General features: G+C 58.0%; 31 protein-coding genes and 1 other RNA gene. 14 read left to right on the forward strand and 18 right to left on the reverse strand.

Annotation, left to right across the window (positions count from 1 at the left end):
* Positions 1-69 precede the first annotated feature (69 nt).
* Together AC2FIO_RS04825 and AC2FIO_RS04830 are read left to right on the forward strand one after the other, a co-directional pair.
* Positions 70-927: a bile acid:sodium symporter family protein gene (locus AC2FIO_RS04825; RefSeq protein WP_496696017.1), complete on the forward strand. Its 858-nt coding sequence runs from the start codon at positions 70-72 to the stop codon at positions 925-927.
* 11 nt (positions 928-938) lie between these two features.
* Entirely contained in the window at positions 939-2,600 is a 1,662-nt protein-coding gene (locus AC2FIO_RS04830) for an FAD-binding dehydrogenase (RefSeq protein WP_496696018.1), read from the forward strand.
* Between the two features lie 15 nt (positions 2,601-2,615).
* Here the strand turns inward: AC2FIO_RS04830 and AC2FIO_RS04835 are convergent, their stop codons facing one another.
* The 3 genes from AC2FIO_RS04835 to AC2FIO_RS04845 all read right to left on the reverse strand — a co-directional run bounded on the left by AC2FIO_RS04835 (position 2,616) and on the right by AC2FIO_RS04845 (position 6,139).
* Entirely contained in the window at positions 2,616-3,356 is a 741-nt protein-coding gene (locus tag AC2FIO_RS04835) for a YbaY family lipoprotein (protein ID WP_496696020.1), read from the reverse strand.
* A gap of 98 nt (positions 3,357-3,454) precedes the next feature.
* Positions 3,455-5,233 carry an SLC13 family permease gene (locus tag AC2FIO_RS04840; RefSeq protein ID WP_496696022.1) on the reverse strand — a complete coding sequence of 593 codons (1,779 nt, stop codon included), beginning with the start codon at positions 5,231-5,233 and terminating at the stop codon, positions 3,455-3,457.
* 90 nt (positions 5,234-5,323) lie between these two features.
* Positions 5,324-6,139 (reverse strand): TIGR00282 family metallophosphoesterase, encoded by an 816-nt coding sequence (locus AC2FIO_RS04845; RefSeq protein ID WP_496696024.1) that lies wholly within the window; start codon positions 6,137-6,139, stop codon positions 5,324-5,326.
* Positions 6,140-6,228: 89 nt separating this feature from the next.
* Here AC2FIO_RS04845 and AC2FIO_RS04850 point away from each other — a divergent pair, with 89 nt between their 5' ends.
* Complete coding sequence (locus AC2FIO_RS04850; protein ID WP_058275635.1) at positions 6,229-6,462, forward strand: putative hemolysin; 234 nt, start codon at positions 6,229-6,231, stop codon at positions 6,460-6,462.
* A gap of 5 nt (positions 6,463-6,467) precedes the next feature.
* On the opposite strand, the gene AC2FIO_RS04855 is transcribed toward AC2FIO_RS04850, so the two are convergent.
* Together AC2FIO_RS04855 and mgtE are read right to left on the reverse strand one after the other, a co-directional pair.
* Positions 6,468-7,031 (reverse strand): 5-formyltetrahydrofolate cyclo-ligase, encoded by a 564-nt coding sequence (locus AC2FIO_RS04855; RefSeq protein ID WP_472723206.1) that lies wholly within the window; start codon positions 7,029-7,031, stop codon positions 6,468-6,470.
* A complete protein-coding gene (gene mgtE, locus AC2FIO_RS04860) occupies positions 7,028-8,422 on the reverse strand; it encodes a magnesium transporter (protein ID WP_496696027.1) in 1,395 nt (464 codons plus the stop codon). Before mgtE ends, AC2FIO_RS04855 begins: the two co-directional genes overlap by 4 nt.
* Before the next feature lie 140 nt (positions 8,423-8,562).
* Here mgtE and guaD point away from each other — a divergent pair, with 140 nt between their 5' ends.
* Positions 8,563-9,852, forward strand: coding sequence for a guanine deaminase (gene guaD / locus AC2FIO_RS04865; RefSeq protein ID WP_496696029.1), 1,290 nt, complete (start codon positions 8,563-8,565; stop codon positions 9,850-9,852).
* Here the strand turns inward: guaD and AC2FIO_RS04870 are convergent.
* From AC2FIO_RS04870 to AC2FIO_RS04880, 3 genes are all read right to left on the reverse strand, one after another.
* Complete coding sequence (locus AC2FIO_RS04870; RefSeq protein ID WP_496696031.1) at positions 9,849-11,183, reverse strand: 8-oxoguanine deaminase; 1,335 nt, start codon at positions 11,181-11,183, stop codon at positions 9,849-9,851. The genes guaD and AC2FIO_RS04870 overlap by 4 nt on opposite strands.
* 114 nt (positions 11,184-11,297) lie before the next feature.
* Positions 11,298-12,089, reverse strand: a complete 792-nt coding sequence (gene hisN, locus AC2FIO_RS04875) for a histidinol-phosphatase (RefSeq protein ID WP_496696033.1) — start codon at positions 12,087-12,089, stop codon at positions 11,298-11,300.
* Between the two features lie 44 nt (positions 12,090-12,133).
* On the reverse strand, positions 12,134-12,505 hold the full coding sequence (locus AC2FIO_RS04880) for a helix-turn-helix domain-containing protein (RefSeq protein WP_058275630.1): 372 nt from the start codon (positions 12,503-12,505) through the stop codon (positions 12,134-12,136).
* Between the two features lie 320 nt (positions 12,506-12,825).
* On the opposite strand from AC2FIO_RS04880, the gene AC2FIO_RS04885 reads away from it, so the two are divergent.
* Positions 12,826-13,782 carry an NADPH:quinone oxidoreductase family protein gene (locus AC2FIO_RS04885; RefSeq protein ID WP_496696035.1) on the forward strand — a complete coding sequence of 319 codons (957 nt, stop codon included), beginning with the start codon at positions 12,826-12,828 and terminating at the stop codon, positions 13,780-13,782.
* Positions 13,783-13,789: 7 nt separating this feature from the next.
* Here AC2FIO_RS04885 and AC2FIO_RS04890 read toward each other — a convergent pair whose 3' ends face one another.
* Entirely contained in the window at positions 13,790-14,671 is an 882-nt protein-coding gene (locus AC2FIO_RS04890) for a LysR family transcriptional regulator (protein WP_496696037.1), read from the reverse strand.
* A 127-nt stretch (positions 14,672-14,798) separates the two neighbouring features.
* On the opposite strand from AC2FIO_RS04890, the gene AC2FIO_RS04895 reads away from it, so the two are divergent.
* A complete protein-coding gene (locus tag AC2FIO_RS04895) occupies positions 14,799-15,008 on the forward strand; it encodes a DUF1127 domain-containing protein (protein ID WP_282119062.1) in 210 nt (69 codons plus the stop codon).
* A 180-nt stretch (positions 15,009-15,188) separates the two neighbouring features.
* Positions 15,189-15,965 (forward strand): Bax inhibitor-1/YccA family protein, encoded by a 777-nt coding sequence (locus AC2FIO_RS04900; protein WP_282119061.1) that lies wholly within the window; start codon positions 15,189-15,191, stop codon positions 15,963-15,965.
* Between the two features lie 176 nt (positions 15,966-16,141).
* On the opposite strand, the gene AC2FIO_RS04905 is transcribed toward AC2FIO_RS04900, so the two are convergent.
* Positions 16,142-16,648, reverse strand: a complete 507-nt coding sequence (locus AC2FIO_RS04905) for a hypothetical protein (RefSeq protein WP_282119060.1) — start codon at positions 16,646-16,648, stop codon at positions 16,142-16,144.
* Between AC2FIO_RS04905 and AC2FIO_RS04910 the strand changes: the two genes are divergently transcribed.
* The gene (locus tag AC2FIO_RS04910; protein ID WP_496696038.1) at positions 16,626-16,865 is read left to right on the forward strand and encodes a hypothetical protein; all 240 of its coding nucleotides are present in this window, start codon (positions 16,626-16,628) and stop codon (positions 16,863-16,865) included. The two genes, AC2FIO_RS04905 and AC2FIO_RS04910, sit on opposite strands and share 23 nt — an antisense overlap.
* Here AC2FIO_RS04910 and rpmG read toward each other — a convergent pair.
* Positions 16,858-17,025, reverse strand: coding sequence for a 50S ribosomal protein L33 (gene rpmG / locus AC2FIO_RS04915; protein WP_058275626.1), 168 nt, complete (start codon positions 17,023-17,025; stop codon positions 16,858-16,860). The two genes, AC2FIO_RS04910 and rpmG, sit on opposite strands and share 8 nt — an antisense overlap.
* A gap of 126 nt (positions 17,026-17,151) precedes the next feature.
* Complete coding sequence (locus AC2FIO_RS04920; RefSeq protein ID WP_058275625.1) at positions 17,152-17,856, reverse strand: DUF533 domain-containing protein; 705 nt, start codon at positions 17,854-17,856, stop codon at positions 17,152-17,154.
* A 316-nt stretch (positions 17,857-18,172) separates the two neighbouring features.
* On the opposite strand from AC2FIO_RS04920, the gene AC2FIO_RS04925 reads away from it, so the two are divergent.
* The 3 genes from AC2FIO_RS04925 to AC2FIO_RS04935 all read left to right on the forward strand — a co-directional run bounded on the left by AC2FIO_RS04925 (position 18,173) and on the right by AC2FIO_RS04935 (position 20,064).
* Entirely contained in the window at positions 18,173-18,808 is a 636-nt protein-coding gene (locus AC2FIO_RS04925; RefSeq protein ID WP_282168890.1) for a DUF1326 domain-containing protein, read from the forward strand.
* A 13-nt stretch (positions 18,809-18,821) separates the two neighbouring features.
* The gene (locus AC2FIO_RS04930; protein WP_496696041.1) at positions 18,822-19,664 is read left to right on the forward strand and encodes a DUF2182 domain-containing protein; all 843 of its coding nucleotides are present in this window, start codon (positions 18,822-18,824) and stop codon (positions 19,662-19,664) included.
* Positions 19,665-19,731: 67 nt separating this feature from the next.
* On the forward strand, positions 19,732-20,064 hold the full coding sequence (locus AC2FIO_RS04935) for a GYD domain-containing protein (protein ID WP_058275623.1): 333 nt from the start codon (positions 19,732-19,734) through the stop codon (positions 20,062-20,064).
* Between the two features lie 8 nt (positions 20,065-20,072).
* Here the strand turns inward: AC2FIO_RS04935 and rnpB are convergent.
* From rnpB to gatC, 5 genes are all read right to left on the reverse strand, one after another.
* An RNA gene (gene rnpB, locus AC2FIO_RS04940) (RNase P RNA component class A) lies at positions 20,073-20,472 on the reverse strand.
* A gap of 51 nt (positions 20,473-20,523) precedes the next feature.
* Entirely contained in the window at positions 20,524-21,240 is a 717-nt protein-coding gene (locus AC2FIO_RS04945; RefSeq protein ID WP_496696512.1) for an N-acetylmuramoyl-L-alanine amidase, read from the reverse strand.
* Entirely contained in the window at positions 21,185-21,883 is a 699-nt protein-coding gene (locus tag AC2FIO_RS04950; protein WP_496696043.1) for a hypothetical protein, read from the reverse strand. The genes AC2FIO_RS04945 and AC2FIO_RS04950 overlap by 56 nt, the downstream gene beginning before the upstream one ends.
* 40 nt (positions 21,884-21,923) lie before the next feature.
* Positions 21,924-23,411: an Asp-tRNA(Asn)/Glu-tRNA(Gln) amidotransferase subunit GatA gene (gene gatA, locus AC2FIO_RS04955; RefSeq protein ID WP_496696045.1), complete on the reverse strand. Its 1,488-nt coding sequence runs from the start codon at positions 23,409-23,411 to the stop codon at positions 21,924-21,926.
* A gap of 3 nt (positions 23,412-23,414) precedes the next feature.
* A complete protein-coding gene (gene gatC, locus AC2FIO_RS04960; protein ID WP_058275619.1) occupies positions 23,415-23,702 on the reverse strand; it encodes an Asp-tRNA(Asn)/Glu-tRNA(Gln) amidotransferase subunit GatC in 288 nt (95 codons plus the stop codon).
* Positions 23,703-23,938: 236 nt separating this feature from the next.
* On the opposite strand from gatC, the gene AC2FIO_RS04965 reads away from it, so the two are divergent.
* Both AC2FIO_RS04965 and AC2FIO_RS04970 read left to right on the forward strand, forming a co-directional pair.
* Positions 23,939-24,103: a hypothetical protein gene (locus tag AC2FIO_RS04965; protein ID WP_186437502.1), complete on the forward strand. Its 165-nt coding sequence runs from the start codon at positions 23,939-23,941 to the stop codon at positions 24,101-24,103.
* Positions 24,104-24,244: 141 nt separating this feature from the next.
* Complete coding sequence (locus AC2FIO_RS04970; protein WP_496696048.1) at positions 24,245-24,808, forward strand: DUF4202 domain-containing protein; 564 nt, start codon at positions 24,245-24,247, stop codon at positions 24,806-24,808.
* On the opposite strand, the gene AC2FIO_RS04975 is transcribed toward AC2FIO_RS04970, so the two are convergent.
* Entirely contained in the window at positions 24,799-25,455 is a 657-nt protein-coding gene (locus AC2FIO_RS04975; RefSeq protein ID WP_496696050.1) for a ceramidase domain-containing protein, read from the reverse strand. The genes AC2FIO_RS04970 and AC2FIO_RS04975 overlap by 10 nt on opposite strands.
* Before the next feature lie 60 nt (positions 25,456-25,515).
* On the opposite strand from AC2FIO_RS04975, the gene AC2FIO_RS04980 reads away from it, so the two are divergent.
* Positions 25,516-26,208, forward strand: coding sequence for a metal-dependent hydrolase (locus tag AC2FIO_RS04980; protein ID WP_496696051.1), 693 nt, complete (start codon positions 25,516-25,518; stop codon positions 26,206-26,208).
* Position 26,209: the final 1 nt, after the last annotated feature.

Raw genomic sequence — 26,209 nt, forward strand, 5'->3', positions numbered from 1 at the left:
AACGGCGTTATTGCCTGATCCACGACCGCTCGCTTAGGGTGACCCGAACGGCTTTGGGAGGAGTTGTTCTTGGATCTTCTAATTAATGTCGGCCTGCCGCTGTCGCTGGCCATTATCATGCTGTCTCTGGGCGTTGGGCTTGAGGTAGCTGATTTCCGCCGCGTACTCAGCCGGCGCTATCCTTTCGCCATCGGTGCGTTGTGTCAGATTGTGCTGCTGCCGGTCGCAGCCTTCATCACGGTCATAGTGTTCGCCTTACCGCCCGAGATCGCGGTCGGCTTCATGATCCTCAGTTTTTGCCCCGGCGGTGTGACCAGCAACATTTTGTCGAAACTGGCCAAAGGTGATGTCGCCCTTTCGGTCAGTTTGACAGCCGTCATCAGCCTGCTTTCGATGGTTACCGTGCCCTTTCTTGCCGCCTGGTCAGTGAACTATTTCATGGGCGATGCGGCACCCGAGGTGTCCATCTCAGGGTTTGCAATCGCCATGTTCCTGATCACCACGCTACCCGTGGCGCTTGGCGTCACACTTCGCAGCTTTGCAACAGATTTTGCAAAGCGGATCGAGCCCGGGCTGTCCAAGCTTGCGACCGTATTATTCGTGCTGATCGTTATGGCTGCTCTGGCTGGAAACTGGCAGCTGTTTGTCGACAACCTCGGCGTCATGGGCGCTGGGTTGATTACGTTGAACGTCGCGCTTTTGCTGATCGGGTTGGGGCTGGCACGTGCCGCAAAGCTGTCGTGGAACGAAAGCAAGACTGTTTCCATCGAAACCGGCATACAAAACTCGACACTTGGGATTACACTGGCCGCACTGATCACCGGGACGGAAAGCGGGTTCAGCCCGCTGGCCCTGCCGTCTGCGGTATACGGAATCACGATGTATGTTGTGGCCCTGCCCTTCATCCTTTGGTTCCGCAGTCGCTGAAAGGACGTGACATGACCAACAATACTGCTGATGCCATCGTCGTGGGGGCCGGGCTTGCCGGGTTGGCCGCAGCTGCCGAACTGGGCGACCGTGGCAAGAAGGTGATCGTGGTCGACCAGGAGCCCGCGCATTTCCTAGGTGGTCAGGCGTTTTGGAGTCTCGGCGGCCTATTCATGGTCGACACGCCGGAACAGCGGCGCATGGGCATCAAGGACAGCTACGACCTTGCCTTGCGAGACTGGATGGGCAGCGCGCAGTTCGATCGTGACGAGGACGCATGGCCCAGGAAATGGGCCGAGGCCTATGTTGAATTTGCCGCCGGCGAAATGCGCCCTTGGCTGCATGACATGGGCCTGCGCTGGTTTCCGATAGTCGGCTGGGCCGAACGCGGTGGATCATATGCGGATGGTCACGGCAATTCTGTGCCCCGCTTTCATATCACTTGGGGCACCGGCCCAGGTGTTCTGGAGCATTTTAAACGCCGCGTACGCGAACATGTCAGCAACGGATTGATCGAGCTGAAATTCCGCCATCAGGTCAGCCACATCATCATGCAGAACAGCGCGGCCAAAGGCGTCTCGGGCGAAGTTCTGGCAGACGACACCGCACCCCACGGCGCCAAGACTAACCGTGATGAGGTCGGCGAGTTCGAATTTTACGCCCCGGCCGTCATCGTCACGTCAGGTGGCATCGGCGGGAATTTTGAAATGGTGCGCAAAAGCTGGCCACGCGACCGTCTGGGCGAGCCACCACAGGACATGGTCGCAGGCGTGCCATTCCACGTTGATGGCCGCATGATCGGCATCAGCGAAAAGGCCGGCGGCCATGTGATCAACGGCGACCGGATGTGGCATTACACCGAAGGCGTGCGTAACTGGAATCCGATCTGGCCATCACACGGTATTCGCATTCTGCCCGGCCCAAGCTCAATGTGGTTCGACGCCGAAGGCAACCGGTTGAAACCGCCGTGCCTGCCGGGTTTTGATACATTGGGGACGCTAAAGGAAATCCTGAAAACCGGCCATGAATACAGCTGGTTCGTCCTGACCCAGAAGGTAATCAAAAAAGAGTTCGCCCTGTCCGGGTCTGAACAGAACCCCGACATGACGGACGGTGGTTGGAAAGAGGTTCTGTTCCAACGCATTCTGACCGGGTCCAAGGCCACCGCTCCGGTCGAGGCGTTCAAGGAACACGGCGAAGACTTCATCGTCGCCAATACCTTGACCGAGCTTGTTAACGGCATGAACCATCTGGGCGGAGGGCTGATCGATGAGGCGCATCTACGCGCCCAGATCGAGGCGCGGGATTCCCAGATCGACAACCCGTTCACCAAGGATGCGCAGATGGCCGCCATTCTGGCCGCGCGCAACTACCGTGGAGACAGACTGATCCGAACCGCCAAGCCGCACAAGTTCCTTGATCCGGCCAATGGCCCGCTGATCGCGGTGAAACTGCACGTGCTGACGCGCAAAACGCTGGGTGGGCTTCAGACCAATCTGGACAGTCAGATGGTCGGCGCAGACGGTCAGGTCGTTCCTGGCCTGTTCGCAGCCGGAGAGGTCGCGGGTTTCGGTGGCGGTGGCTATCACGGCTACAACGCGCTCGAAGGTTCATTCCTAGGCGGCTGCATTTTCTCCGGCCGCAATGCAGGACGGTCAAGGGCCGTCGCGTGACGGCCCCTTCAAACCCTACTGTTCCCGGGCAAACTGAACGACGGATTGCCCAGCACTGTCCAGCAACACCAGCGTATCGCCTTTGAACGCATATGCTGTCACCCCTTGTAGGGCTTTGAAAAATTGCCGCTCAACTTCATCCAGTGGGGGCGGACAGGCCATCAGGGTGGCAGCCATGTTGTCGGGGAATTCAATATTGTTTCCCGCAATCTCGGCTTGGCCGGAAAACCGGTTACATCCACCGCTGCCTGAGAACGCGCCATCATTGGCGAATGAAAGCGCGGGGCGCCTTTCGGTCTCAAGTGCTGCTCCATTTAGGCCGGTTGCAGTCCAGTTGGTGTTCTCCAGTACGGCAGCACCGGGCGGTTGTACTTTGACCAGCATCAGATCGGTCGTGTTCCCGGCCCCATTCGTCAGAACAGGGTAGGCGGTATCGGTTGTGAACAACAGCTTGTCGCCCTGAAAGATCGAACCACGCACCACATAGCGCATCCCCTCTTGAATAAGGGCGTCGTCATAGCTCAGCTCGAATTGTGCTGGCACTCCGGTCAGCGCATAGCGCTTTGCCGACAGGGTCACCGACGGTGCGTCCGCGCGCGAGACGTCTTGCAATTGCACGTAAAGCGTCGCATCCGGAGGTACGGCGATACGCTCGCGATATGCTGCAGTGCCTTCGATCGTTCCGCCGATGGCCGCGCCGCTCAGCAGGACTGATGTGGCCGCAACCGTAAGCGCAGTATATCCGGTCTTGAGCATTGGCGTGCTCCTTTTCGCAAAATCACTTATTCAAAACATTGTATGAGGTTTTGATTTTACAAGGACTTCGCCGGAAAACCAGCGGTTCCGTGCCAAACTCAAAGCGGCCAGATCAGAGGGATCAACAGCGAAGCCAGCAAACCCACGGTCAGATTCAGCGGCACGCCAACCTTCAGAAAATCTGTGAACCTGTACCCACCGGGGCCGTAAACCATCATGTTGGTCTGATATCCGATCGGCGTCGCAAATGAAGCCGAGGCTGCCACCATGACCGCCACCACCAGAGGACGCGGATCAACGCCCACGGCCTGCGCCAAACCGATGGCAATCGGCGTCACCACAACTGCCACGGCGTTATTCGACACTAGCTCTGTCAGCACAGAAGTCAGCAAATAGACCGCCCAGATGATCAGGAATGGTGGCAGGGCACCAAGACCCGGCGCCACGGCTTCGACAATTAAGGAAACTGCACCGGATTTATCCAAGGCCGCGCCTATGGCCAGCATTGAGAAGATGAGGGCCAGCAATCTTCCTTCGACAAAGGAAAACGCCTCATCCGCGTCGATGCAGCGCGTAATCAAAACTACCGCAACAGCCAGGATCGACAGCAGCAGGATGGGCGCAACGCCCAGCGCGGCCAGCACAACGATCCCGCTCAGCGCCCCGATGGCAATCGGTGCGTGGCTGCGGCGGAATGCGCGGGCCGAAGGTTGGGTCACATCGACCATATCCATATCGGCCGCCAGTTTCCGGATATCTGCTGGTGATCCCTCCAGTAGCAGCGTGTCACCGACCCGCACGACCAGATTATCCAATTGCCGCCCAATATTCTGGTTTCTTCGATGCACCGCCAGCACATAGACGCCATAACGGCGGCGTAAACGCATCGCGCCCAACGTCCGCCCCACCATGCGGCAACCCGGAGTGATCAGCACCTCGACCGTTTTCGTCTCAACCGCCGAGACCTGATCGACACGCTTGAGTTCTCTATTAGATTGCAGGCTCAGCAGTTCCGTCATCTCAGTCCGAAGAACTACACGGTCGCCAACTTTCAAAGCGACGCCCTTGAGGTTGCGCCGCAACGACTCGTCGCCGCGCACGACGTCGATCAGGCGCACGCCAGGACGTTTGAACAGCTGCACGCCCGTCACCTCACGCCCGATCAGGTTGCTGTCGGGAGGAATGACAGCCTCGGTAAAGAACTTCATCTTCGACCGATCGCTAAGCATTGTCGCCATGCTGTCCCGTTCCGGCAGCAGGCGCGGCGCGACAAACCGCAAGTAGAACATACCGTAAATGACCAGCGCAATGCCCAGCGGCGTGACCTCGAAGATCGTAAACGGGGCCATCCCCTGGGACCGCGCTACACCATCAACCAACAGGTTGGTCGAGGTCCCGATCAGGGTCAGCGTACCACCCAGAATGGCCGCATAACTAAGCGGGATCAGCAGTTTCGAGGCCGACACATTCAGCGTCCGCGCGATCTGAACAAATACGGGGATCATGACGACCACGACAGGCGTGTTTGAAACCACCGCCGAGGCAAAGACAACAAAGGCCATCAGCGTCGCGATTGCGACCTTGGGACTTACCTGTGCCTGTTTTTGCGCGGTCGATGTGAATGCGTCCAGTGCTCCGGTACGCACCAATGCTCCCATGATGATGAACATCGCGGCAATCGTCCAAGGGGCCGGGTTTGACAGAACGGCAAGTGCGCTTTGATAAGGCAGAATGCCCGTCACCAGCATCACGGCCACGCCACCAATTGCGACCACTTCAGTCGGATAGGATTCGCGCAGGAACATGATGAACATGCCTGCAACGACCAACAGCGCCAGTATCGCGCTTCCCATTTCTGTCAGTTGAAGGAATTGCATTCTTGGTTTTCTGTCCGAACCCTGGCCTGGTTTACGCGCCCGTCAGGCAGTTTCACGTATTGCGCGCGACAGAGCAAGCCTGACGTGCCCTTACTGTGGGCCAGCTTGCTGTAGCCGCCCGCCAACGCGCACCATTTGAACAGATTTCGCCTGACCGTCCCGGTCGTCGGTTTCAACGAACACGCCACTTAGCGTGGCCTCGCCATTAGCCGGCGTGAACCGGGCCTTGGGCATGCCAGTGATAAACCGGCGCATCGGTTCCAGCTTGTCCATGCCGATGACCGAGTCATAATCGCCGCACATGCCCGCATCCGTCAGATATGCCGTGCCACCCGGCAGGATTTGCGCGTCCGCGGTTGGCACATGCGTATGCGTGCCCACAACAAGGCTGGCGCGTTTGTCGCAATAGTGGCCCATGGCCATCTTTTCGGAAGTCGCTTCACAATGCATATCGACGATGATCGCCTGCGCTTGCCCGCCACGCGGGTGCGACTTCAGGATTGGTTCAATAGCAGAGAACGGATCATCAAAGGGGCGTTTCATGAAGACTTGCCCCAACACCTGAACAACCAGAACCTTGCGCCCGCCCGGCGCGGTGTACAACCGGTGGCCCCTGCCCGGCGCGCCCTTGGCAAAGTTCACCGGGCGCACGATACGGGGTTCACTTTCGATGAATTGCAACATGTCTTTCTGGTCGAACGCGTGATCGCCCAGTGTCAGGCAATCGGCCCCGGCATCCAGCAGCAGCTTGGCGTGATCCCCGGTCAGACCCATCCCGTTTGATGCGTTCTCGCCATTGACCACGACAAAATCCAACCGCCATTCGTCGCGCAGACGCGGCAAATGTTGCTGAATGGCCGCGCGTCCGGCGCGGCCCATCACGTCACCCAGAAAAAGTATCCTCATTCGAACTGTCCTAAGTGTGGTATCTCTCAAGCACAAGTGGTTAAGCTGGCAGAATAAACCGCCAAAGCACATTATGCAGGAGATTTCCCATGCGCCTTGCCCTTCTGACCGCCGCCAGTTTGACCGCGCTTTCAGCTTGCGACCAACCTGCTTCAAACGACTCGTCCACCCAGCTGGCGAACCCGGCAGCAACCTTTTGCGTTGAAAGCGGCAATCGTTACGAAATCCGAGATGGCGAAGGCGGCCAGATCGGTATCTGCATCCTGCCCGATGGCACAGAAGTGGACGCGTGGGAGTACTTTCGCGAAAACAGCCCGACCTAAGGCGGTCAGGCCGAGAACGTCAGTACTCGGCTTTCAGTGATGACCATATCCAACGTCTGATCCGTGGGTTCCAACGGCAGCCCCTCGGCCTCTTGTGCGTCAAAGGCAAAGCCGATGGCCAGTGTGGGGCGCTTGGCGCGCAATCCCTCTAGCGTGCGGTCATAAAAGCCACCGCCATATCCCAGTCTTCCGCCTTGCGCGTCAAAAGCAACCAGCGGCACAACCAGAATCTCGGGGTCAAAATAATCGTCAATCTCGGGAACCTTGGCGCCGAACGGGCCGTCTTTCAACACGCCCTCGGGCGTCCAGCGCGAAAACCGCAACGCCTGTCCGGCGGCCTGAATGACTGGCACACCGACCGGACCATAAGCCGCGGCCTCGGCCATAGCAGGCAAAGGATCAATTTCGGTGCGGATCGGCATGTACCCCGACATCGGGACGCCGCGATGCCCCGCAAGCACTTCGGACAAACGTCCGGCTGCACCCGGCAAACGCGCATCGAATGCAACCTTCCGGCGCGCAAATGCCGCCTTACGGGCGACGGCCTTGATTTCAGTCAGATCGGTCACAGAAGCACCACGCTGGCAAGCCCAAGAAAGATGAAGAACCCCATGACATCCGTTGTGGTGGTCACGAAAGTCCCTGACGCCAGCGCCGGGTCAATGCCCAGACGATCCAGCACAACCGGTACTACCGTACCTGCGAAGCCTGCGATCGCCATATTCACGACCAAGGCCGAGCCGATCACGACACCCAGCAAGGGTGAATCGAACCACATCATGCCGACAGTCCCCAAAACGGTCGCGAAGCACAGACCATTGAGCACTCCCACAAGCAATTCTCGCCGGATAACGCGCGCCACGTTCGATCCGGTCAGGTCGCGCGTTGCAAGCGCCCGCACTGCAACCGTCAGCGACTGTGTCCCGGCATTACCCCCCATCGAGGCAACGATTGGCATCAGGATTGCCAGTGCCACTAACTGATTGATCGCCGCCTCGAACTGCGAGATGACCAGTGACGCGCATATTGCGGTACACAGGTTGACAGCCAGCCACGGCAAGCGCCGCCTACTGGTTGCGGCGACACTGTCGGACAGCGAGCTTTCGTCGCTGACACCGGCAAGGCGTAACATGTCCTCTTCGTATTCTTCGTCCAGAACAACCATGGCGTCATCAATGGTAATCACGCCGACCAAACGCCCATCGGCATCAACCACCGGGGCGGAAATCAGGTGGTACTGGTTAAAGGCGTAGGCCACATCCTCTTCGTCCTGATCGACGGGGATGGTGTGAAATTCCTCTTCGGCGATGTCGTGCAACGGCACTTCGCGCCGGGTTGCCATCAGCTTGCCCAGCGTGACCTGTGCCACCGGTTTGAGCCGCGGATCAACCAGAACAACGTGATAGAACTGTTCCGGCAAGTCATCATTGGCGCGCATGAAATCGATGGTCTGCCCCACGGTCCAATGCTCGGGCGACATAACCACCTCGCGCTGCATGAGGCGACCGGCTGAGTTCTCCGGATAGGACAGCGCCTGTTCAGCGGCGATCCGCTCTGAATCTTCCAGCGCGTCCAGGATGGCTTCTTGCTGCGGCTCTTCAAGGTCTTCCAGCAGGTCGACGACGTCATCGCTATCCATTTCCCGCACGGCGTCGGCCAGAACGTCGGGGCGCAGGACACTGATAACCTCTTCGCGGACGGACTCATCCAGTTCGGATAAGATATCGCCGTCAAATTCCTTGTCGTAAAGACGGATCAAACGCCCACGGTCATAGGGATTAATCTGTTCAAGGAGGTCAGCAATGTCCGCAGGGTGCAGCGGCTCCATAAGCTCGATCAGCTTGTCGCGATCTTCCACATCAACCGCATACAGGATCGCGGCAACCATCCGGCGATCCAGCGCATAGGCGTCATCGTCGCTTGCGGAATCGATTACGGGTTCATCATAGCCTGTCGTCATGTCTGCCCCCGGTTGGTTCGCGCATTGACCCCTAATTAGAAGAAGCAGCTACCGGAAAACAATGACAATGCGCCGATTTACCGACAAGTTTCGCCCCACTATGCTGTTTCGCAGTCCCATACAGGCGGAGATGAACGGAAATGGCGCAAAAAACGCTGCTGAAAGGGCGTGTCCTGAGCTTCAACGGATCACCATTCAAAGGTGAGCCGACAGAGGCTGTGACAATCAGCGAAGCGGTCCTGATCGAAGACGGCTGCATATCTGCAGTCGGCGAGGCCGACAGCTTGATATCCGCGAACCGCGATGCCGAAGTTGTAAACCACGGTCAACACGTGATCATGGCTGGCTTTGTGGATGCGCATGTCCATTACCCACAGACCGCGATGATCGCCAGCTGGGGCAAGCGCCTGATCGACTGGCTGAACACATATACTTTCCCCGAGGAAATGAAGTTCGGGAATCCCGACTATGCAGCCGAGATCGCCAACCGTTATTTGGATCTGACGGCGTCGCACGGTACCACGACAATGTGCAGTTTCTGCACCATCCACCCCGAAAGCGTCGACGCATTCTTCACAGCCGCCCAGCAACGCCGGCAGCGTGTGGTGGCAGGCAAAACCTGCATGGATCGCAACGCGCCCGAAGGGCTGCGGGATACCCCGCAGACGGCCTATGATCAATCGCAGGCGCTGCTTGAGAAATGGCACGGTGTCGACCGGATATCTTACGCCATCACACCACGGTTCTCGCCCACATCCACGCCCGAGCAGCTTGAGGCGATGGGCGCACTGTGGGCCGAACACCCGCATTGCCTGATGCAAACACACCTGAGCGAGCAGACAGACGAAATCTCATGGGTTCGTGAGCTTTTCCCTGATGCGCGGGACTATTTGGATACCTATGAAAAGTTCGGGCTGCTGGGCTCGCATGGCGTATACGGCCACGTTATCCACCTGGAATCGCGCGAGCGCGACCGGCTACGCGAGGTTGATGCCTCGCTAATCCACTGCCCGACCTCGAACACCTTTATCGGATCCGGCTTGTTCGACATGGACGGACTGATGCGCGAAGGGCACCGGGTTGGTCTGGCAACAGATACTGGCGGCGGGTCGAGCTTTTCAATGCTGCACACGATGGCCTCGGCCTATGAAATCGGGCAACTGCGCGGCTCGCCGCTGCACGCGGCACAACTGCTGTGGCTGGGCACGGTTGGCTCGGCCCGTACGCTGCGGATGGATGATTGCATCGGCAATGTCGCACCGGGGATGGAGGCTGATCTGGTCGTTCTTGACCTCGCTTCAACCCCCGCAATTGCCCAGCGTGAAGCTTGCGCCGATGATCTGTGGGAGGCGATCTTTCCTACGATCATGATGGGCGACGACCGGGCGATTGCTGAGGTTTGGATCGCCGGTCGCCGCGTGTCTTCCTAGGCCTGCAAAGCGCGGGCCAATTGGGTCTGCCGTTCGATCACGCGCGGCAGGTCCAACGTCGTGACATGCCCGTCGCGCACGATCTGGCGGCCTTCAACAAACAAGTGTTTCACCTTCATCGGTCCGGCCAACAGCAATGCGGCCGGGTCCCAGCTGCCTGCACTTTCGATACCGCGCGTGTCCCATATGGCGATATCAGCGCGCTTGCCGGGCTCTAGCCGACCACAATCAGGGCGGTTCAGCACGTCTGCCCCGCCGCGTGTCGCGATTTCCAACGCTTCGCGTGACGACATCGCATCCGCGCCATTGGCAACGCGCTGCAGCAGCATGGCCTGTCGGGCCTCGAGGATCAGACTGCCGTTATCGTTACTGGCCGAACCGTCGGCGCCCAGACCCACCGGAACCCCGTGATCACGCATGGTTCGAACCGGTGCGATACCGGACCCCAAGCGGCAGTTCGAGCACGGGCAATGCGCCACGCCCGTTTGGGTTCTGGCGAACAGGTCAATCTCGGCCCCGTCCAGTTTCACGCAATGCGCGTGCCAGACGTCTGATCCGGTCCAACCCAGATCTTCGGCATATTGACCAGGGCGGCACCCGAACTGCGCCTGCGAATACGCTATATCCTCATCATTTTCCGCCAGATGAGTGTGCAGCATCACACCTTTGTCGCGCGCAAGGATTGCGGTGTCGCGCATCAGGTCCCTGCTGACGGAAAACGGGGAGCAAGGTGCCAACCCTACCCGGCACATCGCGCCATCGGATGGATCATGAAACGCGTCAACCACGCGGATCATGTCGTCGAGGATATCGGATTCGACCTCGACCAATGCATCTGGCGGCAACCCGCCGTCGCCTTCCCCGATACTCATCGCTCCACGAGTCGGATGAAACCGCAAACCAATTTCGGCGGCGGCAGCGATCGTATCCTCTAGGCGCGCGCCGTTGGGGTAAAGGTACAGGTGGTCAGAGCTGAGCGTACAGCCCGACAGAGCCAATTCAGCCAGACCGATCTGAGCCGACACAAACATCTCTTCAGGCCCGAAACGGGACCAGATCGGATAGAGTGTCTGCAACCATCCGAACAGCAATGCATCCTGCCCGCCCGGCACAGCCCGCGTCAGGGTTTGGTACAGATGGTGATGGGTATTCACCAGCCCGGGCGTCACAACACAACCCGCAGCATCGTGGATCTCACCGTCGGTTTGCAAGTTGTGGCCGATCTGCGCGATCTGCCCCCCCACGATCAGAATGTCTGCGCCTGACAACTCTTGCCGCGCGTCATCCATCGTCAGAATGGTATCTGCATTTTTGATAAGGATTTCGGTCAATTCGCCCTCCTGCAACAGCCCGTCTCATGCAAGAAGTGCAAAGGCTGGCGGAAAACGGGCATAAGAACCAGCCGCGTAGAACCTACCCGACCGGCCAAATTGCGGCAACCAGTTTCAGTAGTTGCGCAGGATTTCCAGTGCGACCGCGTGCAATTCGGGATTCGCCGCCGCCAGAGCCCGCCCGCCATTATGGGCCGGACCGCCCCGCCAGTCGGTCACAACCCCACCAGCAGCCTCTATCACTGCAATGGGGGCCTGAATATCATAGGCGTTCAGGCTGGATTCGATCACCAGATCAACCTGCCCCGCCGCCACCAACGCATAGGCATAACAATCCATGCCATAACGGGTCAGCTTTGCTTGCCGGGCCACCGCTTCGAACCCTGCGCGGTCCTCAGGTGTGCCAACCTCTGGGAAGGTCGTAAAAACAACCGCCTGATCCAAGGCGGATGTCGAGCGTGTCTTCAACGGTGCCGTTCCGGATGGGCCGGTGACCTGCGCGATATCCGCCGAACCCACAAACCGTTCGCCGATATAGGGTTGGTCGATCACCCCCATAATCGGGCCGTCAGTTGTGCTGAGAGCAATCAGAACCCCCCAAGTCGGAGTACCGCTGATAAAACCGCGGGTACCGTCGATGGGGTCCAGAACCCAAGTTCGTCCGCTGGAGCCTTCTTCGCGACCAAACTCTTCGCCGAAAATGCCATCTTCGGGCCGATAGCGCGCCAGAACCGCGCGCATCGCCTTTTCGGCGTTTCGGTCGGCTATAGTGACGGGGTCAAACCCATCATCCAATTTGTTCGTGGTGTCCAGATTAGTTTGCCGGAAATACGGAAGAATGGCCGCACGCGCCGCGTCGGCCATTTCTTCGGCAACTTCCAGATCGCTTAGAGAGGTCTCTTGCATGCGTAACCCGTGAGGCGCGCACGGTTTGAAGTCAACCCGCTAATTTATGCGACGTCGCTAAGAACCCGCGCCAGCTCAAAAAGGCGGCGACGTTGGTTTTCGGGAATCGCGTAATAGGACCGCACGAGGTCCAGCGCTTCCTTGTCCCCCATCAGATCGGCAGGAACCGACTTTTTACCTGATGTTTCTTTTTCGGCCTCTTCCAGACCTTCAAAGAAAAAGCTGACGGGAACGTCCAATGCCTCGGCAATGTCCCACAGGCGAGACGCGCTGATCCGGTTGGCCCCAGTTTCATACTTTTGAATTTGTTGAAACTTAATACCAACTTGCTGCGCCAACTGCTGCTGGGTCATGCCAATCAGCCAGCGGCGATGCCGGACGCGCTTGCCCACATGGACATCGACGTGATGGGTCATTGGTATTCTCCTCTTTTACACACAACTACTAGGGGCGCGCGTTGCTTTTTATCGCAACACTAGCGAGTCGCACTTAACCACTCCCTAATTTGGAACATACCCCCAAAACAGCACCATAGCGCAATATTGCCGCATTTGGGTAATTTTTCAAGAAGGTTGAATCCGTTTCCCGTCACAAAGATTTAAGGTTGTGTGTTTTTGACGCTTCGAAGCGTACTGCACCCGCTGTCGGAAACCCGAATGCAACCGATGCGCCCGGAGAAATGATTGACAAACCCTGGCTGAAAAGAATCTATGCCTCAAAATTACGGAGCGCGATCATGCAGGCATTCACGATTCAATCCCAGGGAAGCGCGGCCCAATTGGCTGAAATTGACCCTCCCGAACCCGGCACAGGGCAGGTGCGCATCGCGATCAAGGCCTGCGGACTGAATTTTGCCGACCTGCTAATGCAGAAGGGTACGTATCAGGACACGCCCGAGGCTCCGTTCACGCTGGGTATGGAGGTTGCGGGCGTTGTCGACAAGCTGGGTAACGGTGTTACGCGCCTGAATGTCGGGGACCGCGTGGCCGTATATTCCGGTCAGGGTGGGCTGGCGGAATATGGCGTTTTTGATGCGAGCCGTGCGATACCCCTGCCCGACGCAATTAGCTTTGAAAATGCAGCGGCCATTCAGATCGCTTACGGCACAAGCCACATCGCCCTGGATCACCGGGCGCATCTGCGGCCGGGCGAGACCCTTTTGGTGACCGGGGCCGCAGGTGGGGTTGGACTTACCGCCGTCGAAATCGGCAAGCTGATGGGCGCGACGGTAATTGCCCATGCGCGCGGGCAGGAAAAACTGGATGTGGCCCGCGCGGCTGGTGCGGATCACCTGATCGACGCCTCGGAAGACTTGCGCGCACGCGTCAAGGAACTGGGCGGCGCGGATGTCGTCTATGACGCTGTCGGAGGGGATGTCTTCAAAGCCGCGTTCCGGGCAACCAACCCCGAAGGGCGTCTGTTACCCATCGGGTTTGCGGGTGGCGACGTCCCCCAAATTCCGGCCAACCATCTGTTGGTGAAAAACCTGACAGTGATTGGGTTTTACATCGGCGGCTATTTGAAATTCCGGCCGCAGATCGTTCAGGACAGCTTTGACACGCTGTTCGGCTGGCTTGCCGATGGTCGGATCAAGCCCCATATAAGCCACGTTCTTCCAATGGCCGAGGCCGACGAAGGCATGCAGTTGCTGCGCGATCGCGTGGCCACCGGCAAAGTGGTTATTACTCCCTGACGGGCGCTTACCCCACGACAGCCTTGAGCGGTGCACTGCCCAGCATACGAAAATTCTGACGCACCAGCGCAGCCAGCGCTTCGACGACGGCGCCGCGCCCGGTCTCGCCTCCGTACAGATTGATCATGTGGGCGGGCAGTTCCGGCAATGCCCCTCCGGTATCAATCTGTTCAAGATGTGCGGGTTCGGTCCCGTCCAGCATCGCGTGAACAGCCAGATCCGCGCTGACGGTCGCCTCGATCGTGCGGTCGTTTTCTGTTTCGACTGACAGTTCCCACGGGATACCTTCCGCATCAAGGGCCGAGATCATCTGGGGCCGAAACGCGCATCGCCGCCCAACAGCCAGCGGAATCGGGTTCTTACGCCATGCTGACCCGCCTGGCGCCCCAATCCACCGTAAGGGCAGTTCCGCGACGGTCTCAGATCCGTCACTGGCTGAGGCTTCGGTTGTCAGGATCAGATCGCACTCGCCGCGCTTGAACATTTCTTTCAGCTGAAGGGAATATGATGAAATCAGTTGCACTCGAACCCGCGGGAAGTCAGCATTGAAACGCTGCAAGACCCGCGGAATGGCCGGGTAGACGATATCATGCGGAACGCCCAGAACGACCTCGCCTTCATAGGCCTGATCCGTGAGCTTTGAGATCACTTCGTCATTCAGCACGATCATGCGCCGGGCATAGGCCAGCAGCTGCTCACCGGATGCAGTCAATGCAATTGTGCGTCCACTACGGTCCAATAATTCAAGGCCCAGCAGTTCTTCCAACCGCTTCAACTGCATCGACACAGCGGATTGCGTCAGATGCAGAAATCCGGCGGCCCGTGTGACGCCGCCTTGGTCAGCAACGGCAACGAAGGAACGGAGCGTGGTGATATCCAGATTTCGCATGTTCACAAATCCTTATGCATCTCTTCATAAATATTCATTTTCAAAATGTGACATGTTGCGCCATATAAATCAAGGAAGTTGATGGAAACACGATCAACCATCATGAAACAGAGAAAGGACAATAAATATGACCCAAATTGCAATCAAACAGCACTGCACACCGCAGCGTCGCTCTTTGTTGTCCTCGCTTCGGGATGCGCTCTCTCTTCTGCGTCAGCGCAAAACGCTTGCCAGACTTGATGATCGCGCCCTGGAAGACATCGGTATCACCCGCCAACAGGCCGAAGCCGAGGCGTCACGATCCATTTGGGATGCGCCGGAGTTCTGGCAAAAGTGATTCGATACCGCACCTTTTCTCAGTGAATGGCAGCGCGAACCGTCGGGCTGCCATTTTTGTTGCGTGTTTTAGCCAGTTTCGGCCGTTAAACCCTTGAAACACAGCCCGCACTTGCCGATATTTGCGGGGAATGGGGTCAACATCATGGCCCGACAAGAAATATGCAAAGGGAGACCCTTAATGGCACAATTTGACACGATCCGGACGGCGACCGGTGCGCGCGCTGCCCAGATTGACGAGGGCCTGCGCGCCCATATGAACAAAGTCTACGGCACGATGTCTGTGGGCATGCTGATTACATTCATGGCGGCCTGGGCCATTTCCGGCCTTGCAACCACAACGGACCCGTCGGCTGCGGTCGGGCAAATCAACTCGGGCACCTATCTGACTTCGCTGGGTGCCGCGATCTACACGTCGCCCCTGCGCTGGGTGATCATGTTTGCACCGCTGGCGTTCATCTTTGGCTTTAGCGCGGGCATCAACCGCTTGTCCGCCGCAGCTGCGCAGCTGGTGTTCTATGCATTCGCAGCGGTGATGGGCCTATCGATCAGCTGGATTTTCATTGCCTTTACAGGCATGTCGATCATTCAGGTGTTCCTGATTACTTCGATCGCCTTCGCTGGGCTGTCCTTGTATGGCTACGTGACCAAGAAAGACCTGTCTGGAATGGGTACCTTCCTGATCATGGGTCTTATTGGCCTGATCGTGGCGATGGTTGTAAACATCTTCCTGCAGTCACCCGCGATGATGTACGCGATCTCGGTGATCGGTGTACTGATCTTTGCTGGCCTGACCGCCTATGACACGCAGAAGATCAAAACCACCTACCTGCAGATGGCTCATTCGGGCGACCAGGAATGGTTGGGTAAAGCCGCAATCATGGGCGCGCTGAGCCTGTACCTGGACTTTATCAACATGTTCATGTTCCTGCTGCAGCTGTTCGGCAACCGCGAATAAGACAGCCGGAATTCGATTTCAAAGGCGGGCCAGATTTGGCCCGCTTTTTTTGTTTGCCTCGCTGCATGGCATCCTGCCCGGGACGGCAAACAGGCGGCGCAGACTTATGTCGCCAAGAACAAAAAAGCCTCCACCGAGACAGTGGAGACTTTTCATTTCGTAACTGCGTGGTTCGATCAGCTGCAGTTCAGAGCAACCGCAAAACCCGAGCTGCGCGACGACGATCCCTTGCGGAACACGTCACCTGCAGGCAAGCACCCGGTAAACTGTTCGGCATTTTGGCCAAAGGCTGCGCCGATGTCGTTGTCCACGCGGGTGCTGTTGTTTGCGGTTCGAAGAACTCCGAACAAAGTGCCGTTCACGCTGACTGTGCTTAAGAACAGGTTCATGTCCGAACCGGTCAGAACGACTGAGTTTGTGTCACTGCGCCCACCGTTGTCGATCGCGACGCGGGCTATTTTTTCCGCCTCGGTCTGATCCGTTACGACCGGGATGGATGGCAACAAAGCCAGTTCCGCCGGAATATTCGTGGCGTCTGGAAGGAACGAGACCGCACCGGGAACATCCGAGAGGGTCCGGGGCTCACCATCGATGCCCGTGAAGCCAACGCCCGATCGATTAAAGGGGTCTTCACAAGCCGCAAGGGTGAATACGGCAATTGTGGATAACAAGATTTTTTTCATGGCGACCAACATTTTGGAACGATTTGCTGAAGCGTATGGCCAAGGGGTTCCAAAAAGCAACCCGCCGCCCAACCGAATAGCCGTTACGCTGATGCGCCACTGCAACGGCCAATTCCTGATTCCGGGCATTTCACCCAGCCGCATGCACAAAGAAAAAGGGTTCCGCATCAGCGAAACCCTTTTCCATTCTGTCCAAGTTGGACGGCAGATTACTTGATCTTGCCTTCCTTGTACTCGACATGTTTCCGAGCAACCGGATCGTATTTACGAACGATCATTTTCTCGGTCATGGTGCGAGCGTTCTTTTTGGTCACGTAGAAGTGGCCCGTGCCCGCGGTCGAGTTCAGACGGATCTTGATTGTCGTCGGCTTCGCCATGGTTATCTCCTGCGTCCGAAAAGGCAGGGGCCTTTCGGTTGAATTCCTATGAGCGTGCGCTTTTACGCCTTGCACGGCTCGTGTCAAGGGCAATTGGGCACATGATCGGCTGATCAGGGATCAGGCCTAGGTCGAAAGTGTCGGCGCGCCCATATACGTGTGAATCTGGTCGCGTTCGGCATCAGATAAACCCAGCGCAGTGGCCAGTTGAACAAGGTAAGAGGCCTCGCGCTGGTTATCCAGACGAATCGCCGCCAGAGACGTTGCATAGACCTGCGCTTTCAATGGCGCACCGGAATCAGCAGCCAGGCCGATCACATCAATCGGGCCATTCAACTGATCCTGGACAAAGGCGCGTTCTTCGTCGCTGATGTCATCACCCAGTTCGCCCAGAATGGTTTCCTTCTCTTGCTCATCTAGCTCTCCGTCCGCCTTGGCTGCCTGGATCATCGCGCGCAGCATCAGCTTGGCCTGCTCCTCCATCGCCGCGCCCCCGGGTGTGCCTTTGAATACCGTATCCATCATGTCGGCGGTCTGCTGGCTGCCTGACTTTGCTGCCCCCTGCATGGCATTCATCAGCCCACCAAGACCTGCGGCCCCAGCCGGATTGGCCATGCCAAGCTTTCCAATTATCTCTTGCAGCCCACCGGCACCCCCCGGCATCCCGAACTGTTCTGCCATCTTGCCCAGTTGATCCATGCCAAAGCCGCCCCCGGCGCCCTGCATCATATCTTGCAGACCGGCCATCCCGCCCATTTGCTTGTACTTTTCCATGCCTTTTGCTGCAGCAAATCCAACTGCGACCGATGCCAGTGCCTTCATGAAACTCATAACAATCCTCCCAATATTCAAAATGCGTTTTTGCAATATAGCAGATATCTGCGACTCAAAAATCCACGGATAAAGCAGATGCCCTAACGCTAGCGCAAAGCTGAGCATTGGTGGCTTCGTTTCACCAAGTGAACATGTAACAGGCGTATTCCCGCACAAGCGCATGTCTAATTTGTCAGAAATTCGAATATGTGATACTTACCGCGCCATCAACAATCCAAAGAAGCCATTTTTCGGCTCGATCTTCGAGGCTCCATAAACAGGCAAGCAACCGTGCAAGCAGGGTTTGCACGATTGATTTTGTTTAGGGGGCATCATGACTGAATGGACCATTAAGGGCGAAGAGCTGGCCAACTGTAACTGCAACTTCGGTTGTCCTTGCCAGTTCAGCGTACTTCCGACACATGGCAATTGCGAGGCCGTCGTCGTATTCGACATCGAAAGCGGTCACTACGGGGACACAGATCTGGCGGGCGTAAGGGCGGCTGGGGTGTACTATTGGCCTGGCCCGATCCATGAGGGCAACGGTCAGATGCAACTGATCATTGATGCCAGCGCCAGCGCTGATCAGCGTGCGGCCCTGCAAGCCATCATGACCGGTGAAGATACCGATGAAATGGCAACCTTCTGGTATGTCTACAGCGCCATGGCTCCGACCAAACATGAAACGCTCTTCGTTCCGATCGAGCTGAACTGGAACCGCGACGAGCGCACCGGGTTTGCAAAGGTGAACGGCGTCTTCGATGTCGAAGTCAGCCCGATTCCGCATATCGTGTCGGGTGCGGCGCACCGGGCGTCAATTCAGCTGCCAAACGGGTTTGAATACCGTCACGCCGAAGCTGCCTCGGGCTCTGCCAAGACTCATGGCGGCGAAATTAGCCTGACCTTTGACGCGACGCATGCTCATCTGGCCCACCTGAACATTTCGGGCCACGGTGTCCTGGGCGCCTGATCCGGGGGTCATCATGACATCCCATCCCACACCGCCCCGCACTGGGGCGGTAGAGTGGCTTATGCGGCGTGAGCGGGTCATCGTGCTGTTCGGTGTGTCGCTGATTGTTCTGTTTGCAGCCTGGTACACCATCGCCGGGATCGGCATGAACATGACGGCCAGCGAAATGACCAATATGGCGGGTCCGATCGGAGAACCCATGCACATGGGCGAAGCGCCCAGTTGGGGCGTGCAATACGTAATCCTGATTTTTCTGATGTGGTGGGTCATGATGATCGCGATGATGACCCCCAGCGCTGCACCTGCAGTCTTGCTGTATTCGGCGATAAAGCGTGCGGGACCCGAACGTGACAAGGCCGCGCAGTTCAGCTTTTGCTTTCTCGCAGGCTACCTGATCGCCTGGGCTATATTCAGCCTTGCCGCGACGGGGTTGCAATGGGGGCTGGAAAGCATCGGGCTGTCCGATGGTCCAATGATGACAATCCGGTCCAAAACATTTGCTGGCTGCGTCCTGATTACGGCAGGCGCGTATCAGTTGTCGGACCTCAAGTCCGCCTGTCTGCGGCATTGTCAAAGCCCTGCCCGATTCATCGCCGATCATCACAAACCCGGCGCATATGGTGCGTTCCGAATTGGTGCTTTGCATGGGCTGTACTGTCTGGGCTGTTGCTGGGCTTTGATGGCGCTGCTGTTCGTCGGCGGGATCATGAACCTGTACTGGATTGCCGGAATCGCGGTCTACGTCGCATTGGAAAAGCTTCTGCCGGGTGCACGATGGTTGCCCACCCTGACCGGTCTTGGGCTAATCGCAGTGGGTTTCTGGATCGTCCTGAACGCCCTTATGAGCATTTTTTAGTCCCGTTTTCAGGCCGCGGAACAGGCCAATTTCAGCGTTCCAAACCATTGAAACAAGGAGAAGACTTATGCCTATTTTCATAACTTACGCGACCTACTCGCAGGATGGCGTCAAAGGAATGCTGAAGAAGCCTGCAGACCGCACGGCGGCCGTCCGGGCGTTGTTGAAAAAAGTCGGCGGCAAGCTTTTGGCTTTTTACATGACGACCGGCGAAAATGACGTGGTGGTCGTAAGCGAAGTTCCGGATGGCACTGACGCAGTAGCAATTGGAATGGCCGTTGCGGCCTCGGGTGCAGTATCAAACGTTGAAACAGTACGCGCCTGGAAGGCGAAGGACTTTGCCGCCATTACAAAGAAGGCCGCCAAGCTGACCGGGGCTTACACGCCGCCCGGTAAGTGAACAGAGTTATGCGCGGAGGGCCTGTAAGCCGGATCTTGTTCCGGGGTTGCCCCCTTCGATGACCATTCCTCTAGGCCGCGCATTGCTGCGCGGCTCAAGCTGCCAACCCGGTCCCTCTTGGCCAGGACGTGCCTAGCGGCGGTATCGGCTTACGCCGACCTGCCCGCGCGGGGACCCTATTTGGCATTGCTCCCGGTGGGGCTTGCCGTGCCGCCCCTGTTGCCAGCGGCGCGGTGGGCTCTTACCCCACCGTTTCACCCTTACCTCGGACCGAAGTCCGGGGCGGTCTGATTTCTGTGGCGCTTTCCGTCGGGTTGCCCCGCCCGGGCGTTACCCGGCACCGTTGTCTTGTGGAGTCCGGACTTTCCTCTCGGGCCTTGCGGCCCCAGCGGCCATCCGGCCCTCCGCGCAAGCGGTGGGTATGCCTTGTGACAGGCTGCGTCAAGAGTGCAGCGCGGATCAGGATCGGGCGGTCATCGGTACGAGATCAGCACTCTGCAACGGCCCTGTAGCCCAAGGACGATATCGCAGACGAACGGCGGATAGCAAAGTTTCGTCGTCTACGTCAGCGCTGAAGCCGGCGGATTGTGCCAGAATTCGAAACTGATCCATCGGCGCATCTAGCGGGCCATCGTTTTGTCCGCGCGGCGCGGCCAGTTTGTTGCGCTCGAGCCGCAGCCAGTCAAATCGCGGTCCGGGATCAAATTTGCGTCCGGGTGCCATGTCGGAATGACCGATCACACCGTATGGTCGAATGCTCCAGCGATGCATGATCTGAGGCAACAACTGTTCCAGCCTGCGCATTTGCAGGTCTGAAAATGGGTGCCTGCCAGTGTTGTCCAGCTCGATGCCAATCGAACGGGAGTTGATATCCTTCTGACCGCTCCATTCTCCGGCCCCGGCATGCCACGCGCGGTCCTCTTCTCGCACCATGTGCCAGAGCGTCCCGTCGCCCCCAATCAGGTAATGCGCCGAAACTTCGTGGACAGGGTCACACAACCTGTCCAGCGCCTCTTGCGCGCTGTTCATCGCCGTATAGTGCAAAACGATCAGGGACGGCTTCAGCCCGTCCCTGCGTGGTCCGTAGTTAGGCGAAGCGTGCCAGATTGGCGCTTGTGGATCAGTTGTTGACGGCACTGCGGAATGCACTTGGATCCCAGCCACATGCGTACCCATCCCCATCCGGGTCCAGACCGTTGCGATCACGCTGCGGGCCGCCGTTGGCCAGAAACTCGATCTGAGCTTGGTCAGGCGACGGGAACTTGGCGCAATTCCGCTGCGCCTTGGCCTCAAGATTGAAACCAGCGCGGCTGTAAAGCTGTGTACCAACTGGATTCGATGTGCTTAAAGCGTATTGCACGATGTTAGGCTGGCCGTCCGATCCGCGCTGCGGAACAGCAGTTGGGGTGACGACTTCGTAGGTCTGGCGGTTCTGTTGTATCAGGGCCGCGTCGTTTTCGATCGTGCGACGTCCTGATACAGCCGCGAAATCCTGTTCGTCGGAGATCGCATTGTTACTGGCGGCAGACAGCGGGACTTGCGTCAACGTGCTTTGCCCCGACGTGTTGGCCAATGCAGCCGCCGTTGCCGACGCGATATCAGCGTTATCCCCGGTTGGGGTGCTGCTGGGTGCGCCCAGTTGTTGTTCTGACACTTCAGCAGGGCCGGTCAATGGGTTGCCGGTGTAGCCCGGCCCGGCCAGCGCGGCCTCGCGCTGTGCCTGATATTGAGGCGTGTTAAATCCAGTACCCTGGACCGGGGCCACCGTGTTGCAGGCGGCCACAAGTCCGATTGCGGGGATCAGAAGCGTAAAGCGCATTCAGCTGCTCCGTTTTAGCTGGTCTTGCCTGATCCGAGGATTACCACCATTTGCCCGGCTTGGCCACAAACCCGGCGGCGCTTTCCAACGCATAGGCTGTGTTCAGCAAATCGCCTTCTTCCCATGGACGGCCGATCAGTTGAAGACCCAGCGGCAAGCCCTGCTGGTCCAGACCTGCGGGAACCGAGATACCGGGCAAGCCGGCAAGGTTCACTGTCACGGTAAAGACGTCGTTGAGGTACATCTGTACCGGGTCCGCCTCGGTCATCTCGCCCAGACCGAAAGACGCCGACGGGGTTGCCGGTGTCAGGATCGCGTCGATCCCTGCGGCGAAGACATCTTCGAAGTCTTTCTTGATCAGGGTCCGCACCTTACGGGCGCGGTTGTAATAAGCGTCATAAAACCCTGCCGACAGCACATAGGTGCCGATCATGACACGGCGCTGCACTTCGTGACCAAAGCCTTCAGCGCGGGTTTTTTCGTACATCTCGGTGATGCCATCACCCTGCGCCAGCTGGGCGCGGCGGCCATAGCGGACACCGTCATAGCGGGCGAGGTTCGAGGACGCTTCGGCCGGTGCAATCACGTAGTACGCAGGTAGCGCGTATTTGGTGTGCGGCAGCGAAATGTCGACGATCTCGGCGCCTGCTGCTTTCAGCATCTCAGCGCCTTCGGCCCACAGCTTTTCGATCTCGGCAGGCATGCCTTCCATGCGGTATTCTTTGGGGATACCGATCTTCTTGCCCTTGATATCGCCGGTCAGCATCGTCTCAAAATTCGGCACCGCCAGTTCGGTGCTGGTCGAATCCTTGGGGTCGTGACCACACATCGTCTCGAGCATGATCGCAGCGTCGCGCACGTTCTTGGTCATCGGCCCGGCTTGATCCAATGAAGAAGCGAACGCAACGATGCCCCAGCGCGAGCAACGACCATAGGTCGGCTTGATGCCAGTAATGCCAACAAATGCAGCAGGCTGGCGGATCGAACCACCGGTATCGGTACCGGTGGCGGCCAGACAAAGATCTGCTGCGACGGCCGAGGCCGACCCACCGGACGATCCACCGGGTGTCAGTTGCGCATCGTCATTGCCCCGGCGCCATGGGCTGACCGCATTGCCGTACACGGAAGTTTCGTTAGACGAGCCCATGGCGAATTCGTCCATGTTCAGCTTGCCCAGCATCACCGCGCCAGAATCTGCCAGTTGCTGAGACACAGTAGATTCGTATTCGGGCTTGAACCCTTCGAGGATTTTGGAAGCCGCCTGCGAGGGTACGCCTTTGGTGCAGAACAGATCCTTGATGCCGATCGGCAGGCCGCACATCGACGGCGCGTCGCCTGCTTTGATCCTTACGTCCGCCGCCTTGGCGCGCTCCAGCGCGATTTCGGGCGTTTTGTGGACAAAAGCGTTCAGCGCGTCGGCGTCATCGATTGCCTTCAGGCAGGATTCGGTCAGCTCGACAGAGGTTACGTCGCCAGCGCGCAGCGCGTCGCGCGCTTCGGCCAAGCCCAGTTTGTTCAGATCGCTCATGTCTTACTCCACAACTTTGGGAACAGCGAAGAACCCTTCGCGCGCATCAGGGGCATTGGCCAGAACCTTGTCTTGCTGGTTGCCGTCAGTGACCACATCCTCGCGGCGTTTCAGGCGCATCGGCTCGACCGAAACCATCGGTTCGACACCTTCGACATCAACCTCGTTGAGTTGTTCGATGAAGCCAAGGATGGTGTTGAATTCGGATGCCAGCGCGGGCAGCGCGTCATCCTCGACCTTGATCCGGGCCAGTTTGGCCACCTTGGCGGCGTTGCTTTGGTCAATCGACATCGGATATCCTCATATGCGTTAGGGGGCATTTACCTGTCTGGTCGCCGGGTCGCAAGACCGCCAAGGCGCTGATCCACCCTTGAGCGCATGGCAAAGGTCCATAAATCCTGTCCGATCATTCATTTCTAATTACTCCCATGCAAAAAATGAACCAATTAGTTCACTTCGCATCTTGAAATACTGAACTGAACTGTTCATTTCGTATGATACGGCACAGCCTTATATGGAGAAAAACGATGAAAACGTTCATGACTGCCTTTGTACTGGCCACTACGGTTCTTGCTGCGCAAGCTCAGGCGGGCGCTTTTGGCCCAAGCATGGACACCCTGACCCGCAGCCTGATTTTCCCCGATCAGGTGTCGGAACCTGTCACTCAGGATCAGAACAAACCGGGCAAGTAATTTAGCCCGCAAAAACCGGGTTGGGTCCAAATGCCCCGGCCCGGCAATTGCCTGCTGCGTTCCGCGCGGCGTATCGCTACGGTGGTCCACAAGTAACCCGCCGGCCTGCCCTGCAGACCCGGCAAGCCAACGGAGCGGAAGATGGACGCGCGCAAGCAAGCTGTTCTGGACGCAATTGATGCGGCCAACTCACACGACCCCAACCTCGAAGACGGCCAGCCCACTGAACTGCTTTATGGTCAGCGCATGAGCGCCGAGTTGGACAGGTTGTTCCCGGACGCCTCTGACCCGTTGCAGATTGCAGCGCGGGGTCAGCATGTGGAGCGGTGGAAACTGGCGCGCAGTAAATTCCCCGAAGGTCGCGCTGGATATCTGGCCTGGCGCAAGGCGCAGGGCGTCCACCACGCCGAGGTCGTGATGGGGCTTATGGAGCAGAACAGCTACTCTTCCGATTATGTGGAATCTGCCGGTCGGATGCTGCGCAAACAGGGCATCAAGCGTGACGACGAGGTGCAGGCGCTGGAGGATGTGATCTGTTTCGTTTTCCTTAAATGGTATTTCGCACCGTTCGCCGAAAAGCACTCGGCCGAGAAAATCCAAAGCATCGTCGAGAAAACCGCGCGCAAGATGTCGGATCAAGGCCGCGCACGTGTGCTGTCTGAATTTGACCTGCCCGCAGAACTGGCCGCAGCGTTTCAGACCTGAGTCGCGCGGGTCAGGTGCCTGCGATACACCTCGATCATCCAGCCCAGCATGAGGGCATTCAGGATGTGCCACATGAAATGCGTGCCAAACGGGATCTGCCCACATATGGGTTCGTCCAGCGCACGAAAGGTGATCGATGCGATCAGGATCATCGCCCCGATGGCCAGACCACGGGCGGTGTCCGGCACCCGGTGGCGCAAAAGAAACGCATAGATCAAGATCAGCAGCGGCACCGGGGCATAGGCTGCTGACCCACCCAAACCCGGAACCACCTGAAACAGGGGCACCGTCGCTGCGGCATAGGGAACGAACAGCGCCGTCACGATCCCGGCCGTAAGCGGCCGCATGTGCCAGACTTCCCGGTTGATCGCGAAGATGTAGACCAGGATGTATAGCAAAATCGGCAGAACATCCGCCATGGCGGCCCAGACCTGCGCGTGGGTATGGAACAGGTAACTGCCGACCCCGATAGCGGCGAGAATGACGACCAGCACCATCGCCAACGGCATCCCCTGCCCGCGCACACGCAGCCACATGACAAATGCTGCAATCAGAAACGCCGCGTTTGTCACCGCGTTTATCGGTTCGGCCCAATAGGCGGGCGACAAGCGCTCGCAATAGCCATCAATTTCCTGAAACCAGTCCATGAACTTTTACATAGCCGATGCTAAGTTAATGCCAACAGTTTGTTTTGGGAGGATGAATTCATGAACATCATTTGGCTGGGACACGGCAGTTTCCGCATCGAAACCGGCGGACAGGTTCTGCTGATCGACCCCTGGCTGACGGGTAACCCAGTCTTGTCCGAGGAACAGCATGATGACGCTCTAAACGGGGCGACTCATATCCTTCTGACGCATACACATTTCGATCACGTCGCCGATGTCGTATCGCTGGCCAAGCACCTGAACATCCCCGTGGTCGGACAATACGACCTGATGGGGTATTGGAACGAGTCTGAGGGGCTGGAAACTATTGGCTACAACAAGGGCGGCACCGTGAACCTGAACGGCGTCAAAGTGTCGATGGTGCCAGCCTCGCACAGCTCGACCTTTTCTACACCTGATGGGCTGCGTACCGGCGGCAGCGAGGTCGGGTACATGATCGCCTCGGAAGGGCACATGCTGTATGTCTCGGGCGATACCGACATCATGGCCGATATGGATTGGATGGGGGATTACTACAAACCCGATATCGGGATCCTGTCGGCAGGCGGTCACTTCACGATGGACATGAAGGGCGCGGCATATGCGGCCAAGCGGTATTTCAACTTCAAGACCCTGATTCCCTGCCACTACAAGACCTTCCCAATCCTCGAACAATCAGCTCAGGCGCTGGTCGACGGGTTGCCGGGGGTCGATGTCATCGAACCCGAGGTGATGAAGGCCATTACTCTTTGAG

Source organism: Ruegeria sp. CDSB086, from assembly GCF_059611065.1.

Bases quoted from the DNA above. Each gene is read 5' to 3' on its own strand.
- AC2FIO_RS04830 (WP_496696018.1), top strand. From the start codon at position 939: ATGACCAACAATACTGCTGATGCCATCGTCGTGGGGGCCGGGCTTGCC.
- AC2FIO_RS04835 (WP_496696020.1), bottom strand. From the start codon at position 3,356: ATGCTCAAGACCGGATATACTGCGCTTACGGTTGCGGCCACATCAGTC.
- AC2FIO_RS04840 (WP_496696022.1), bottom strand. From the start codon at position 5,233: ATGCAATTCCTTCAACTGACAGAAATGGGAAGCGCGATACTGGCGCTG.
- AC2FIO_RS04845 (WP_496696024.1), bottom strand. From the start codon at position 6,139: ATGAGGATACTTTTTCTGGGTGACGTGATGGGCCGCGCCGGACGCGCG.
- AC2FIO_RS04850 (WP_058275635.1), top strand. From the start codon at position 6,229: ATGCGCCTTGCCCTTCTGACCGCCGCCAGTTTGACCGCGCTTTCAGCT.
- mgtE (WP_496696027.1), bottom strand. From the start codon at position 8,422: ATGACGACAGGCTATGATGAACCCGTAATCGATTCCGCAAGCGACGAT.
- guaD (WP_496696029.1), top strand. From the start codon at position 8,563: ATGGCGCAAAAAACGCTGCTGAAAGGGCGTGTCCTGAGCTTCAACGGA.
- hisN (WP_496696033.1), bottom strand. From the start codon at position 12,089: ATGCAAGAGACCTCTCTAAGCGATCTGGAAGTTGCCGAAGAAATGGCC.
- AC2FIO_RS04880 (WP_058275630.1), bottom strand. From the start codon at position 12,505: ATGACCCATCACGTCGATGTCCATGTGGGCAAGCGCGTCCGGCATCGC.
- AC2FIO_RS04885 (WP_496696035.1), top strand. From the start codon at position 12,826: ATGCAGGCATTCACGATTCAATCCCAGGGAAGCGCGGCCCAATTGGCT.
- AC2FIO_RS04890 (WP_496696037.1), bottom strand. From the start codon at position 14,671: ATGCGAAATCTGGATATCACCACGCTCCGTTCCTTCGTTGCCGTTGCT.
- AC2FIO_RS04895 (WP_282119062.1), top strand. From the start codon at position 14,799: ATGACCCAAATTGCAATCAAACAGCACTGCACACCGCAGCGTCGCTCT.
- AC2FIO_RS04900 (WP_282119061.1), top strand. From the start codon at position 15,189: ATGGCACAATTTGACACGATCCGGACGGCGACCGGTGCGCGCGCTGCC.
- AC2FIO_RS04905 (WP_282119060.1), bottom strand. From the start codon at position 16,648: ATGAAAAAAATCTTGTTATCCACAATTGCCGTATTCACCCTTGCGGCT.
- rpmG (WP_058275626.1), bottom strand. From the start codon at position 17,025: ATGGCGAAGCCGACGACAATCAAGATCCGTCTGAACTCGACCGCGGGC.
- AC2FIO_RS04920 (WP_058275625.1), bottom strand. From the start codon at position 17,856: ATGAGTTTCATGAAGGCACTGGCATCGGTCGCAGTTGGATTTGCTGCA.
- AC2FIO_RS04925 (WP_282168890.1), top strand. From the start codon at position 18,173: ATGACTGAATGGACCATTAAGGGCGAAGAGCTGGCCAACTGTAACTGC.
- AC2FIO_RS04930 (WP_496696041.1), top strand. From the start codon at position 18,822: ATGACATCCCATCCCACACCGCCCCGCACTGGGGCGGTAGAGTGGCTT.
- AC2FIO_RS04935 (WP_058275623.1), top strand. From the start codon at position 19,732: ATGCCTATTTTCATAACTTACGCGACCTACTCGCAGGATGGCGTCAAA.
- AC2FIO_RS04945 (WP_496696512.1), bottom strand. From the start codon at position 21,240: ATGGGTACGCATGTGGCTGGGATCCAAGTGCATTCCGCAGTGCCGTCA.
- AC2FIO_RS04950 (WP_496696043.1), bottom strand. From the start codon at position 21,883: ATGCGCTTTACGCTTCTGATCCCCGCAATCGGACTTGTGGCCGCCTGC.
- gatA (WP_496696045.1), bottom strand. From the start codon at position 23,411: ATGAGCGATCTGAACAAACTGGGCTTGGCCGAAGCGCGCGACGCGCTG.
- gatC (WP_058275619.1), bottom strand. From the start codon at position 23,702: ATGTCGATTGACCAAAGCAACGCCGCCAAGGTGGCCAAACTGGCCCGG.
- AC2FIO_RS04965 (WP_186437502.1), top strand. From the start codon at position 23,939: ATGAAAACGTTCATGACTGCCTTTGTACTGGCCACTACGGTTCTTGCT.
- AC2FIO_RS04970 (WP_496696048.1), top strand. From the start codon at position 24,245: ATGGACGCGCGCAAGCAAGCTGTTCTGGACGCAATTGATGCGGCCAAC.
- AC2FIO_RS04975 (WP_496696050.1), bottom strand. From the start codon at position 25,455: ATGGACTGGTTTCAGGAAATTGATGGCTATTGCGAGCGCTTGTCGCCC.
- AC2FIO_RS04980 (WP_496696051.1), top strand. From the start codon at position 25,516: ATGAACATCATTTGGCTGGGACACGGCAGTTTCCGCATCGAAACCGGC.